The sequence below is a fragment of the Jannaschia aquimarina genome, from assembly GCF_000877395.1.
Classification (GTDB): domain Bacteria; phylum Pseudomonadota; class Alphaproteobacteria; order Rhodobacterales; family Rhodobacteraceae; genus Jannaschia; species Jannaschia aquimarina.
The window spans coordinates 53,952-67,001 of the sequence record NZ_JYFE01000042.1; the positions used below are offsets into that span (position 1 = coordinate 53,952).

Annotated in this window: 9 protein-coding genes and 2 pseudogenes; 9 read left to right on the forward strand and 2 right to left on the reverse strand. The window is 64.4% G+C overall.

Features of this window, described 5'->3' with window-relative positions; all coding sequences use genetic code 11:
• Positions 1–3: 3 nt before the first annotated feature.
• Positions 4–1,686, reverse strand: a complete 1,683-nt coding sequence (locus jaqu_RS12090; protein ID WP_043919243.1) for a GspE/PulE family protein — start codon at positions 1,684–1,686, stop codon at positions 4–6.
• Between the two features lie 290 nt (positions 1,687–1,976).
• Here jaqu_RS12090 and jaqu_RS12095 point away from each other — a divergent pair, with 290 nt between their 5' ends.
• The 6 genes and pseudogenes from jaqu_RS12095 to jaqu_RS22095 all read left to right on the forward strand — a co-directional run.
• On the forward strand, positions 1,977–4,715 hold the full coding sequence (locus jaqu_RS12095; RefSeq protein WP_043919244.1) for a DUF1800 domain-containing protein: 2,739 nt from the start codon (positions 1,977–1,979) through the stop codon (positions 4,713–4,715).
• Positions 4,716–4,753: 38 nt separating this feature from the next.
• Positions 4,754–6,049: a DUF1501 domain-containing protein gene (locus jaqu_RS12100; RefSeq protein ID WP_043919245.1), complete on the forward strand. Its 1,296-nt coding sequence runs from the start codon at positions 4,754–4,756 to the stop codon at positions 6,047–6,049.
• Positions 6,050–6,095: 46 nt separating this feature from the next.
• The gene (locus tag jaqu_RS12105; RefSeq protein ID WP_161793866.1) at positions 6,096–7,160 is read left to right on the forward strand and encodes a PilN domain-containing protein; all 1,065 of its coding nucleotides are present in this window, start codon (positions 6,096–6,098) and stop codon (positions 7,158–7,160) included.
• Positions 7,157–7,690, forward strand: coding sequence for a type II secretion system protein GspM (gene gspM, locus jaqu_RS12110; protein ID WP_043919247.1), 534 nt, complete (start codon positions 7,157–7,159; stop codon positions 7,688–7,690). Before jaqu_RS12105 ends, gspM begins: the two co-directional genes overlap by 4 nt.
• Complete coding sequence (locus jaqu_RS12115) at positions 7,687–8,136, forward strand: hypothetical protein (RefSeq protein WP_043919248.1); 450 nt, start codon at positions 7,687–7,689, stop codon at positions 8,134–8,136. The genes gspM and jaqu_RS12115 overlap by 4 nt, the downstream gene beginning before the upstream one ends.
• Positions 8,137–8,479: 343 nt before the next feature.
• Positions 8,480–8,668 (forward strand): annotated as a pseudogene (locus jaqu_RS22095) (integrase core domain-containing protein); the annotation flags it as partial.
• A 9-nt stretch (positions 8,669–8,677) separates the two neighbouring features.
• Here jaqu_RS22095 and jaqu_RS21095 read toward each other — a convergent pair.
• Positions 8,678–9,102, reverse strand: a pseudogene (locus tag jaqu_RS21095) (transposase); the annotation flags it as partial.
• A gap of 230 nt (positions 9,103–9,332) precedes the next feature.
• Between jaqu_RS21095 and jaqu_RS12120 the strand changes: the two are divergent.
• The 3 genes from jaqu_RS12120 to jaqu_RS12130 are packed head-to-tail and all read left to right on the forward strand — an operon-like array spanning position 9,333 to position 12,789.
• Positions 9,333–10,319 carry a DUF4123 domain-containing protein gene (locus tag jaqu_RS12120; RefSeq protein WP_043919249.1) on the forward strand — a complete coding sequence of 329 codons (987 nt, stop codon included), beginning with the start codon at positions 9,333–9,335 and terminating at the stop codon, positions 10,317–10,319.
• On the forward strand, positions 10,316–12,397 hold the full coding sequence (locus jaqu_RS12125) for a zincin-like metallopeptidase toxin domain-containing protein (protein WP_043919250.1): 2,082 nt from the start codon (positions 10,316–10,318) through the stop codon (positions 12,395–12,397). Before jaqu_RS12120 ends, jaqu_RS12125 begins: the two co-directional genes overlap by 4 nt.
• Positions 12,398–12,399: 2 nt before the next feature.
• A complete protein-coding gene (locus jaqu_RS12130; protein WP_043919251.1) occupies positions 12,400–12,789 on the forward strand; it encodes a hypothetical protein in 390 nt (129 codons plus the stop codon).
• Positions 12,790–13,050: the final 261 nt, after the last annotated feature.

Below are 13,050 nucleotides of genomic sequence, written 5' to 3' on the forward strand. Positions count from 1 at the left end.
CCGTCAGATCCAGAACCGGCCGGCGCCCAGGACGCGGACCAGTTCCTCCAGGGTCGTGCGACCGCTTGCGAGCAGCGCAAGACCCTCGAGCCCGAGCGTCCGACCGCCCTGGACGCCTGCCCCGTCTTCGGTCGCCACCTCGAACAGCGCCGCACGGCCTGCATATCCCGTCCGATTGCAGCGAGGGCAGCCGGTAGGCAGGCGGGGCGACCATCTTTCGACAGGACCGAGCGACGGATCGACCGCCGCGAACTTGGCGAGCAACGTGCGGAGCCGGGGCCGCCGGGCAAGATCGACAGGCGCGGCACAATCGCAGAGAGTCCGAACGAGCCGTTGAGCACCCACGACACGCAGAACGGAGGTCAGCAGGTAGTCCGGCACGCCCATATCGGTCAGCCGCATCACCGCTTCGGTTGCGCGATTGGTATGCAGCGTCGACAGGACGAGATGTCCGGTCAGTGCCGCACGAACCGCCAGCTCGGCCGTCTCGGCGTCCCGGATTTCACCGACCATGATGACGTCGGGGTCATGGCGCAGGACCGTGCGCAGGGCAGCCGCGAAGGTCCAGCCGAGCTCCGCCTTCACTTCGATCTGCACGAGACCGGCGGTCTGGATCTCGACCGGGTTCTCGATCGTCACGATCTTCCGGCCGATCTCGTTCAATTCGGCCAGGGCGGCGTGCAGGGTCGTCGTCTTGCCGCTGCCGGTCGGGCCGGTCATCAGGATCAGGCCATTGGGCTGGCGGAGGGCCTGTCTCAAGCGAGCGGCGACGGCGCCGGGCAAGTGCAGCCCGCCGAGGCTGGCGCGCTTCTGCGCATTGTCCAGCAGGCGAAGCACGAGTGTTTCGCCCAGCACGGTCGGCGCGCTGGCGACACGGATATCGATCCGTCGGCCCGCGATTTGCTGGCGGATGCGACCGTCCTGCGGCAGGCGCCGTTCCGAGATGTCCATCCCCGCGAGAATCTTTAGACGCGAGACGACGCCTTCATAGAGATGCCTCTCCATCGCGGCCGTCTCGGACAGGATGCCATCGAGCCGCAGGCGAATGCGCGGGCCGCCTTCGAGCATTTCGAGATGGATGTCCGTCGCTCCCGCTTCGACAGCCTGCGCGAAGAGCCGGTCCAGGTACCTTACGGTTGGCGCGTTGTTCGCCAGTTCCGTCAGCCGATCCGCGTCGAGGTCGCCGTCGGACAGGGCGATCGACAGGACTTCTTCGGGCGCGGCCTCCTCCGCCGAGGCGCTTCGGTCGAGCGCCGTCTCGATGTCGCGGTCCGTCGCCACGGCGTAGCGGATACCCGGCCCGTAGATCATCGCGAGAGCCTGCCTCACGCGGCGCGCCAGAGGGTTCGCAATGGCAATGAGCGGGGCCGCGCCATCGGCAGCCGCTTCGAGCAGTGCGATCCCGTTGCGCCGCATATATTCCGAGGACAACCGATCATCTTTCGGCAGCCGTACGGGGAAGTCGTCGAGGGCAAGCAGCGGCAGGTCATGATCCTGCGCCATGATGCCCGCCCAGTCTGTCTGGGAGACGAGCCCGAGCCGATCCAGAACAAGGCGTACGGGCTGGCCGCTGGAGGAACTGAGATGCCTGACTTTCGCCACATCCGCTGGCGTCAGACGGCCTTCCGCCAGCAGACGTTGAGGGATCTCGACATCCTCAAGATGGACCGTGACGACTCGACTCATCCCGTCAGACCAAAGCCGACTTGGAAACGTCGCGCCGCTCAATCGCCCGATTCGCCGCTGATGCCGCCAAGTCAGCCGAGAGGGCGGGCAACGCATTACGACCGATACGGTATCCAATAGTCAGCATCGCCGGGGATTGCCTTGGATGACGGGAAAGCAGGAGCGGTTAGACCCCGCGATTCTGGTTAAAATTTGACGTCAAATTCGCGCACATCTTTCGCCGCCTCCCTGCCACAAGTTTGGGACAAAAACGCCTCATCGAGACATTGATTGCGTCCCGGGAGAGATGGATGAACGATTTCAGACTTGCGTTTTCGCCGCTGGCCGCAGCCGCGATGACAGCGCTCGCGTTGCCAGCCTTTGCACAGCAGATGACGGGTGACGCGGCAGCACCTCAGAAGGTGGCGGCTGCTGCCGAAGATCAGCTCGTTCCGGCCCCCGATGCCGGATCCTCTGCGGTCGTGGGCACCTCGTTCTACCGCAAGCTCACCGTCCCGGTCGCTGGCATGTATGCGGTGCGCGCCCCCGCCAACAGCGGCGTCCGTCTGCTCGTGAACGGCAAGCTGCTGCTGGACGCGACGGGTCAGCGGCGCGCCGATCTGGGCGAGGATATCACCGCGCTGACCCGCCTCGACGCCGGGGACCATGTCATCGAGGTGCAGGGGATCGAAGAAGGGGAAGGAACGTGGCGCTCCATCTCCGCCTCGGCTGTCGGGACACAACCGATCGGCATCCTTGACGCGACGGTTCCCATCGAACTCATGGAAGCGCATCAGATCGCGAGTTCTCGCGCGGCGATCGGCTCCATCGCTTCGACGTCATTCGCGAGCGGCACACGGCCCGTAACGCCCGCGGGCAACGGGCTGGTCCGCGGCACTTTCCTCCTTGGTGGCGGATCGTCCCGTGCAGTCGGTGGAGTTGGCGGTATGTCGGCCGCGTCGGGGGGCGGAACGGCTGGGTCCGGAGGAAGCGGCCAGATGCAGATGGCCCGCGCCGACACGGACCGGATGTCGTCCGGTGGCTCCTCGTCAGGCCGTTCCTCCGGTGGATCCGGCGGGGGCACCACGACCTTTGCAGCGGCACCATCAACTGGCGGAGGCACGACCGGCGGCGGGACGGGTGGGACCCCGACGACGCCCGGCGGCACACCCACCGCCCCGGGCGGCACGCCTACCGCACCGGGGGGCACCCCAACGCCGACCCCTACCCCCACACCCACGCCAACACCGACACCCACACCCCCACCGACCGGTACTCCGGATCCCGCGCCCGGCGCGGCGCTTCCCAGCCCGCTCTCTCCGCCGGCGAACCCGGTCGTGACGCAGGCCGTCCAACTGACGGTCGCCGGCGATGCCGAAGGGAACGTGCCCGCAACCGGAACCACCCTGTTCGGCGCGGTGATGGACAACTCGATGTTCGACGTCGTCGACGTTGCAATCGGGCCCTCGAGCCGGACGACGCGAGTGGATGTCGGGGCCGAGACGGGGCAATTCGCAGTCCGTCTGTTCGCCGAAGATTTCGCATCGGGCGAGCCGGTCACGGTCACGCTGACGGGGGCATCCTCTGCCTCCGACGAAGTCGAGGCGACGCCGGTCACCTATACGGTCAACGGCGTCGCTTCCACGCCAGGGATAACCCAGGCGCTCAGCCGTCTCACCTGGGGGCCGACGCCCGAGCTCTACGCCCGTCTCAGGGCGATCGGCTTCGCGGCTTTCGTCGAGGAGCAACTCAACCCCGAGAGCATTGATGACCGTGCCTTCGAGGCAATGAACCCGGAAGACCTGCTGAACCCGACGACCACGTCGGAGTCGCAGATGTTCCAGTCCTTGATGAACTACGACCTTGCCAACGCCGCCTACAGCGAACGGCAGTTGCAGGACGTGCTGGGCCATTTCTGGGCCAACCACTTCCACGCCTCGACCAAGGGCACCGATATCCGGCAGCAGAACATCACGGATCGGCAATTCTTCCGCGATAATGCGTTCGGGAACTTCGAGGATCTGCTGCTCTACTCCGCGCGGAGCCCGTTGATGTCGCAGTTCCTCGACAACGATCAGAACCGCCGGGGCAACATCAACGAGAACTACGGCCGCGAGATCCTCGAGCTTTCGACCGTCGGCGTGAATGCGGGCTACGGCCCGGAAGATGTGATCGCCGTCTCGCGGGTCTTCACCGGCTGGCGCTACGAGCGGACCAATCCCGATGCCGAGGACGTGGCGCGCGAGTACCAGTTCGTCTTCGATCCCGGCCGGCACGACGAGGAAGACAAGGTGATCCCGTTCCTCGGCACCACGATAGCCGGGCGTTCCGGAGAGGCCGGGGTGCAGGAAGGCGAGGAATTGATCGCGATCCTCGCACAGAACTCCAACACCCAGTCCTATGTCTGCGGGAAGCTGGTCCAGCTTCTGGTCGCCGATACGCCGCCACAGGCCTTCGTGGATATCTGCGTCCAGTCCTGGCAGGCGACAGGCGGGGAGATTCGCGAGATCGTGCGCGCAATCCTGACGGAACCGAGCTACGCGACGAGTGTCGAGTTCGCCCGGAACAAGGCGAAGACCCCCTTCGAATACGCCGTCTCGGCCATCCGTGCCTTCGGCGCGCGGCCGAACCCGGGTGAAGAAGGCAACTTCTACCGCCGCTTTCGGGATACGTTCGAACAGGCGGGCCAGAACATCCTGCGGTTTCCCGTCCCGACCGGCCTGCCGGAAGCGTCCGCGGCCTGGGTCAACTCGGCCACGATGATCGCGATGTACCGCCAGATGACGGAAGTCGCCGAGAGGCCCGGCAATTACGGCATCGACATCCTCGCCGACCTGGAGGCCGCCGGTCTCGAGACCGCTGAAGAAGCCGCCGCCTACCTGCTGACCGTCGCCACCGCCGATCATTTCACGCTGGAAGAGTTCGAGGCCATCGTCTCCGTCCTCAAGGGTGAAGACGGGATCTTCGACCCCCGTCGGACCGATGAGGCGCGAGCCGTCGAACGTGCGCTCGGCCTGATGGTCGTCGCCCCCAGCTTCCAGCTTCAGTGACCGGCTGCCACCGGATTTCGAACGAAAGGGTATTCAAGATGACCAATCGCCGTGAATTCCTCACCTCACTTGCCGCGGCGGCCACGGCCGCCGGCGTCGCCGGTGCCCCGAAATTCTCGTTTGCGCAGAGCGTTGGCGGAAAGACCCTGATCAAGGTCTTCATGCGTGGCGGAGCCGACGGGCTGCACCTCTTCCCGAAATACAACGACCCCGCCTATTACGCCTACCGTCCCGATATCGGGATCGAGCCGCCCAGCAACGATATCAACTCGGCACTCGATCTCGGGATGCCCGAACGTGGCATGAACCCTAACCTCGAGCTCCTGATGGAGATCTGGGATGCGGGGAACATGATGGTCGCGCCCGCCACGTCCTTCGCGGGCGCGAACCGGTCGCATTTCGACTGCCAGCGCTGGATCGGGACGGGCGCAAGAAACAACCTGATCGACGGCTACCTGAACCGCTACATGCAAAACGTCGTGGGCATCGAGCACCCGCTGCGCGGCATGGTCGCAGGCAAGACCTCGATCAGCACGGAGATCCGAGGGGCCGTCAAGGTCCCGGCGATCCAGGACAATAACGGGTTCTCGCTGCAGAACGACGACCTGTGCGAGGGGCAAGGCTGCGCTGACAACCAGCTTACCGAGATCATGCGCGAGATCTCCTCGCACGACGTCGACGTCGCGGCCGTCGAAGGCGCGATCCGCGAGACGCAGCTGATCATGCTGGATGCCATCGCCGAGGTGCAGGCAGCCGGCGTCGACTATACGCCGGATGCCGGTGGGCTGACCTACAACAACACCGATCTGGGCCGTGGCCTGCGGATGTGCGCGCAGATGCTGAAGGCGGGGGTCCCGCTGGAAGTCGCCGCGGTGGATTGGAATATCGGCTGGGACACTCATTCGAACCAGATCGCAGACGGGACCAACCGCTTCACCGATCAGGAGAAGGGCTACCATCGCAACATGGCGCGCGGGGCCAACGACTTCCTGACCTTCTTCCGCGACATGGGTCCCGCCATGCAGGATGTGGTGGTCCTCGTCGGCAGCGAGTTCGGGCGCACGAAGAAGCAGAATGGCTCCGTCGGGACCGACCATGGCGAAGGCGGCGCCTGGTTCGCCTTCGGCGGCCCGGTCCAACGGACGATCGCCCCCGACGTGACGACCATCGATGACAGCGTGGTGGAGCGGAACTGGCTGCCCACCGTCATCAGCTATCGCGACATCGTGGGCGAAATCATGGTCCGTCACATGGGAATGTCCGAACAACTCATCTCGACCGTGTTTCCGGGCCACACCTTTACCGATCATCGCCTTATGGCTGCCATGGCCTGACGGCACTCTCCACAGCTGAGGGGTTCGGGTCCGGGAGAGGATGGGCGTGACAGACAGTGCAGGAACAGCCGGGAGCCGGGTCCTTGACGTACCCGGCTCACCGCGGCGTTGGCTGACGCGACTGCGCAACCTGATCACGCAGGGGCTGATCCTTGCGCATGACGCTCCGTCCGATGATCGTCCGCTCAGCGAGATCTACATCGAGATCGCGGACCACGGTCCGCGTCTTCGGGACGCCCAGTCCGATATCTCGCCCCCGCTGGATGACGGAGCGCTGGCCGACCTCTCGGCAGCCGGGATCCGCGACGTCGATCTGGTCTTCGCCGGAGAGAGCTGTCTCGAAATCTCGTTCGGGCTTCCCGATGCGCCGCTGCACGAGCTGCGCGCCATGATCGAGAGCGAAATCCAGTACCGCTCGCCCTTCTCGGCGGATGCGAGCGTCTCGTTCTGGACCGCAGAAGAAAAGCCTGACGGCCGCTGGCGCATCACCGCCGCCGTCACCCTTCGCGCGCCGACCATGGACCTTGTCGCGCGGCTTGCCCGCCACGGCCTTGCCGTGGGGACCGTCCGGTGGAACGGCGGCACCAAGACCTTCGCTGCCCGGCCCGACTGGACGCAAGAGCGCACCGAGGGAAAGGAAATGGGCTGGAAAGCCGCGCTTCGCGGTCTGTCGCCCGTCTGGAAAGCGACCGTGATCGGCGTCGCGATGCTAAATCTCTCCGCGATGCTTCTCCTCGCGCAGACCACGTTCCGGCATTCCGCTGTCAGCCAACAAGCGGACAAGGCCCGGCTCGAACTGTCCCGCACGGCGCAAGCCACGGCGACCCTGCGCGCGCTCGGTGACGCGCGGGCCATGTCGACAGAGCGTCTGGCGCTGACCGGCGTTCTGGCAGACCTCCTGCCCGACGGCGTCTGGCTCGATCAGCTTCTGATCGAGGATGTGACCGTCACGCTGGTCGGGTTCGGGCCCTCCGCCGCCGAAGTTACACGGCTGCTGACAAGCTTGCCCCAGATCACCGATATCCGGTTCGGCTCGCCGGTCACGCGCGACAACAGCCAGGGGCTGGAACGCTTCAGGATCCTCGCCACGCTCTCCGGACCGGTCGAATGAGCGACTTTCATTTTTCCCGCCCCAAGCTGCCGAGGCAGGTCCTGACCGTCCTGTTTGCGGGCTTCGTCCTCTTCGGGGTCGGGGCTACCGGCCTCACCTTGTCGGTCGCGAATGGCAAAGCGGATGCGATCGCCGACATGCGCCATACCATCGCGCGGGCGGAAGCCCGCACCGCGCCGGCCCAGCCGAGCGGCGAGACGAGTGAGCATTTCTATAAAGGCACCACGCCGCAGCTGGCTCAGGCAGCGTTGCAGACCGATCTGCAAACCCTGGCGGAAGCCCATGACATCGCCGTCGAAGTGATGCGCGCGGACGAGATCGAGCAAATGGACGGGATGGTGCGTCTGAACCTGACGATGACCGCCGTCGTGCCCGAAGCGGAGCTTGGCGGCTTCCTGCAATCAGTCTCCGGACGCGAGCCGATCCTCGTCGTCGAGGATCTCAGCCTGCGACGCGCGCGGGCAAGCCGGTCGGGATCCGACCGGAGGGTGGCGATGACGATGAAGCTCTATGGGTTGCTGCCGCGATGAAGACGATCTCTGCACTCGTCCCCAAGGCGATTGTCGTCGGCTTCGGTCTCACCGCCGCTGCGATCTGGTTGCCGAAGTCGGGTCCCGCTCCGGTTGACTTGGATGGACCTGTGACCGACCTCTCATACGACGTCCGGCAAGCCGAGACGCGCTTGGCCGAGCTCGCCAGGCACGCCGCCGAGCGCCCGCTTTTCCAGGCCAGTCGCCGGCCGGAGCAGGCATCCACGCCGGCTCCGCCTCCTCCGGCCCCTACCCTGATCCTTGTCGGTGTTCTGTCGGACGCCGACAGTCGGATGGCGCTCGTGCGCCTGTCGAACGCGCCGACACTCTACAGACTGGCGGCGGGAACCACCTTCGGCCCCTGGAGCATCCTTTCCATAGGCCCCGACACCATTCGCGTCTCCAAGGACGACGCGCCACCTTTCGAGATGCGGATCAGGCGCTGAGATCCTTTCGCCCGAGGTCGTGCGCCCTCACCGATCTAATTCGTGTGACCGGCGCGATCGGAAGGATCGCGATCAATGCTGTCCTTCGGAATGAGCGGGTAACCTATTCCGGATCCTGCAGGACAATCTGCGCCCTACCCCCTAAAGACGCGGGACGACCGTCCATGTCCCGCTAGAGGAGAAGTCCCTTCGGCCACAAGCATGACCAAGGGTCTCGCTCCAGCCGATCTCGGAATTCGGCTCCCTTGGATCTGGCTCGTCTGGACCATCGGGAATTGAGCTGAGCATGATGGCGGAAGCGCCCCTGTCGGGATCATGCTGCGAATGATCCTGTCGGGCAGTGGACAACGGCCCGTGGTCTGTGGCCACCGCGGCTCCGGGATGGATCGCCGCGGTCGGCGCCCGGACGCGTCTTACATCGAGCCGGGCAGCCCGTGGGAGACTGGCTAGTGCGAAAGCTTCAATGCGAAGCTCAAAGAATGAGTTGTTCGAAGGCGAGATCTTCTACGGTCTGATCGAGGCGCGGACCGTGGCCAAGGGCTGCGGTCACGAACAGGCTGATAGGGCGTCCTTGACTGTCGCAGAAGGCGGGCGGCTTCGTATTCACGCCGTCCTTGGCCCGTCCGATCAGGCGCCCGTTTTCCCTCTTTGACGACCAGGCTGGACGTCGTGCGGTGCCTTCAAGTAGGTGGCAGCGATCATTGCGATCCTTCTCCCTCCGTGTTCGGCAGCCAGTCCGGCCATCATCCTCGCAAAGATCCCGCTGTCGCTCCAACGCTTCCGGCGGTTATGAAGCGTGGTGTAGGTGTCATACTCATTTGGCGCGCCGCGCCAGCGCAACCCACTGCGATTTATCATGACAATCCCACTCAGGACGCGCCGGTCATCGACGCAAGGACGGCCATGGATCTTGGAACGCTGGGTCTCTAGACGCGCCAACCAAGCATCACTCAGCCAAAAAATCAGACATTTCACCTCCCGTCTTCGGACAATGAATGACGCCCTTCCCAACCACTCGATGGATCCTGAGTCCGGCCTTTACCAGGTGCGCCGCCCGGACCGAGGCCAGCTGTTCACTCTTACCCTCGGATTTGGTTAGGAGTCCGCGGTGAGGGCTTACAAGCATCCCCTACCCTGAGAGTTCGACCCTGGACGAAGACGATAATTATTGGACCGACCTTTCGCCCGCGACGTCGATGGAGACCGGCGGCCGGATAGCGACGACGTGGATCGATGGCCTTGAACCCGTTCCGTCTGGACCGGGCCGGTCTGGGCCGTGGGTTCCGCAGTCGCTGACCGACGTGCTCTTTGACTGCCCCGAGGCTGAGGGCGAGACCTACTTCCTGCTAGATGCAGCGGCAGTTCCGTATCTTTCGGACCTGCTACAGAGTACGACCGATTGCTTTCAGTCGCTCTTCCAAGACGAAGCCGCGGAGGAACTCGGGGACGCAGCCCCTTGGCTCGCCCGAGTGCAGCCGGATGGCGCTCTCATGCGATACGCGTTCACCGAAGGCGAGGCGGCATCGTGGCATCTCTGGTCCAAGCCCGCAGGCGTTTTCTTGCGCGGTCACGGAGGGTTGGGGGCTATACGGAGCGTCTTGCGGCGGCTGACCCGCGTGAGGACCGAGGACGGCGCGTGGTTTTTCCTTCGGCTGGCAGATCCGGCGACGCTGGCTCGATATCTTGATGGGCCAGCCGCGCACGGAACGTGTCGCGCACAGGTCTTCGCGGACGGGATTGTGCGACGCGTCATCTGTCGATCTAGGGCAACCGCCCAAGTTTTCGCTTGGGACGGCCCGCCTCCGGCGCGGACGCCGGTCATCCTCTTGAACGAGGAACGGCTGGATTTCCGTCTGATGATCTATGAACGACAAGCCGTCGAAATCGAAGCTCGGCTGCGGCGCAGCTTCCCGAACGCGCTGGACGGGCGATCGCCTTCAGAGGTCTGCGAAACGGTGGCGGCGGCGTTGGTACGGCTGGCGGGATACGGTTTTGACCGGCCCGGAGATATGGAAGTACTGGCCGGGTGGGATGTGCTTCTAGGCGCGCCATTCGAGTCCCTGGATCCAAGCGGCGAGATTGCGCGCATTTGCACATCGGACGCTTCCGGACGCGAGCGACTCTCTGCCATCATCGAACGGATGGATAAACTGGAAGCTGCCGGCAAAGGCCCGACCAAATGACCGAACCTGCCGGGCAGGCCCGTTCCACCCTTCCTGTCCTGGCACAGCAGATCGCTGGCGCCACGTCCCTTCCGCCTTATGCGCAGCAAGCGGCATCGCTGGCGCTGTCCGTTGCGGCGACGGGCAGGGCGCCCGATCCCGGTCAACTCCTGGCAGGGGCCGGACAACAGATCGCCGCGCGTGCGCTTGGTGGAGCGGTCCCTATCGCTTCCCCGCTTGCGGCGATGACGGCGCGTGCCATCTCGGCCGAGATCAGCAAGGCCCGTGCGCAGGAGCGCGGTCGCGAATACGAAATCGTGGGCGAGGCCGACCCAACCGTCTGCCCCTGCGCGCAGCTCGGGACTTGCGTGCCCTTTGTTCCCGGCGACGGCGAGCTTGACAAGCTGGTCGGCGCCGATCCCGACGCAATGCCATTGAGCGAGGACGTCCTGCCCCGGTACAGCGCCAGCGCTCCAGTCTCTGAACAGGGAATGCTGGACGTATTTGCGCGGACCTATCCGGAGGAAGCGTGGCAGCTTCTCTATATTCTCGGGCCAGCAGGCAAGGGAGGTGGGCTGGGATACCGCCTGGTGTTCCACGACTCGCAGTCCGAATACGATGCCATCGGCGGCCAGATGGACGCGGTCCGGGCGCGATATGCCGGCATGCCCAACAATCGGCGCAACAATCGCGACCGCAGCGCCGAGATCAACGCGCTGCGCCGGAGACGCGAAGATGGCCTCAACGACTGGCGCTTCGACGACGCCACGAAAGAACTGCATATCTATAGCTGGGCCGAAGGCGACGTCTTCGGTGATCTTTGGCAAGAACGCGAACTGACCAATCAGGACGCGGCCGACCGGCTGCGGGATCTGATCGGGCAGCATTTCAACGGTGAGGAGACGTTTTGGCAGACCACCGGCCGTGTCGCTATGGGCACGGGGCTGGTGGTCTTCGGGGCAGTCGACATCTTCGCCGGCGTTACTCTCGCAACAGGCGGCACGGTGGCCACGGGCGGGCTTGGCACCGTGGCCACCGTGGGCGGAGGGCTGGCGCTGACGGCGTTCGGCGCCGACCAGATCGCCCAGGGCACCGCGATGCTGATCTCCCCCGATCCAGCCGATCACTACGGCCCGATCGGCGCCATCATCAACAATATCGGCCGCAGTGCCGGGGGCGAAAGCGGGGCGGCCACCGCCGATCGAGCCTATATGGTGGTCCAGTTGCTTGTCAGCCTGGGGGGGACGATCCAGATGGCCCGCGTGGCCCGCGCTCCGGTGACGGGGGTGCAGGCCAACGGGATCGTCGGCGAGGTGCTGCAGAATGCACCGCGCCAGATGGAGCTGCAGAGCATCGCCGTCCGCAACTACCCGCTCAATCGCTTCGGTCAGATAGCCCGCATCCTTCCAACTCCGTCAGGCCGCGGGCTGGAGATGACGGTCGGCGGCGCGAAGATGTTGATCCGCGAGGGCAGCGACCTGAGCGAGCTGCGCCGGGTGCTCTTGCGGTCGCGCACGCTCGACAACATGGCCGAGTTGGCGACACGTGCCAAACGCCGCATGATGATGCTGGGCGCCGGCCGCATGACCGCTGCCCAAAGCCGTCGGATCGCCCAGGAAGCGGCGGAATACGGGACGTCGGTGCGGCGCCTGTCGAATTCCCAATTTGACCGAATTTATGGTCGTGATGTGAACGCGGCCTTCAACAACCAGACGAACACCATCCTTCTGCGAGAGAATGCGACCTATTACGAAGCATCACACGAATTGCTTCACGCCCGGCACATGCACGAGATCGGGCCGGATGCCTACCGCGCGCTTGGAAACGGGGACCGGAAGATGCAGCGTTACCTGCGCGAACGCTACGTATACGATAACCTCATGCGAAATGGCGACGAGATCGGCATGAATGCTGCCCAGAGGGGGCACGCGACCAACTATATCCGTCGTGTGGGCCGCCAAGCGGGCCTAGGATCAAGCGAAATGAGCCTTCCCTCTGCCGCGCGCCTGGCCGATGTGGATGCATACCGTGCAGCGACGAACCAACCTGCTCTGTCGGGTCAGGAACGGGCGCTCTGGCAGGGACTGTTTGGAAATTGACCATGAAGTCTGATGATCTTGTTCGGCTCGCCGATCGTATCCGCCAGCACGCTTACACCTGGGGTCCGAGCAAACTCATGCGCGACTTGGATGCTGTCGATCTAGAAGGGATACATGACCGATACGTTACCCCGTTTAAGGGCGGCCCGATTGACCCCTTTCCGGGAGAAACATCCTATGAATGCGAAATCGATACAAACATGGCCGAGGTTTTGGGCATTGAGACAGACGGGTGGATCATTATTGTTTTCACGCCTGATGGCCGGTACGCGAAGTTGAGTTGGGATCGGTTTCCAACGGTTCCGACTGATGACGGGTCGGAGGTCAAGATTTCAAACGTAAACAACCCCGACGACGCGCAAAAACCCTACGAAACCCATGGATTCAACTGATCCCGGTGCGCAATGCGCCGTGATTGGAAGTGCGTTTTGAAACCCGTCGATCTCATGGGGGCTCGCCGACCGCATCCGACAGCACGCCTACACTTGGCTGACCTGCTCCCCTGAAACGTCCTCGATTTGAGGTTAGGCTGTTCTCCAACTGAGGAGACAGGAGATGAGGAGAAGCCGTTTCAGCGAAGCGCAGATCATTGGCATCCTGAGGTGCTCCCCGGAAATTGGACACTGACGGAAGCTACGGTCTGAGGTCATCCT

Coding starts and splice junctions, on each gene's coding strand:
- jaqu_RS12095 (WP_043919244.1), top strand. CDS start 1,977: ATGAACGATTTCAGACTTGCGTTTTCGCCGCTGGCCGCAGCCGCGATG.
- jaqu_RS12100 (WP_043919245.1), top strand. CDS start 4,754: ATGACCAATCGCCGTGAATTCCTCACCTCACTTGCCGCGGCGGCCACG.
- jaqu_RS12090 (WP_043919243.1), bottom strand. CDS start 1,686: ATGAGTCGAGTCGTCACGGTCCATCTTGAGGATGTCGAGATCCCTCAA.
- jaqu_RS12115 (WP_043919248.1), top strand. CDS start 7,687: ATGAAGACGATCTCTGCACTCGTCCCCAAGGCGATTGTCGTCGGCTTC.
- gspM (WP_043919247.1), top strand. CDS start 7,157: ATGAGCGACTTTCATTTTTCCCGCCCCAAGCTGCCGAGGCAGGTCCTG.
- jaqu_RS12130 (WP_043919251.1), top strand. CDS start 12,400: ATGAAGTCTGATGATCTTGTTCGGCTCGCCGATCGTATCCGCCAGCAC.
- jaqu_RS12125 (WP_043919250.1), top strand. CDS start 10,316: ATGACCGAACCTGCCGGGCAGGCCCGTTCCACCCTTCCTGTCCTGGCA.
- jaqu_RS12120 (WP_043919249.1), top strand. CDS start 9,333: ATGGAGACCGGCGGCCGGATAGCGACGACGTGGATCGATGGCCTTGAA.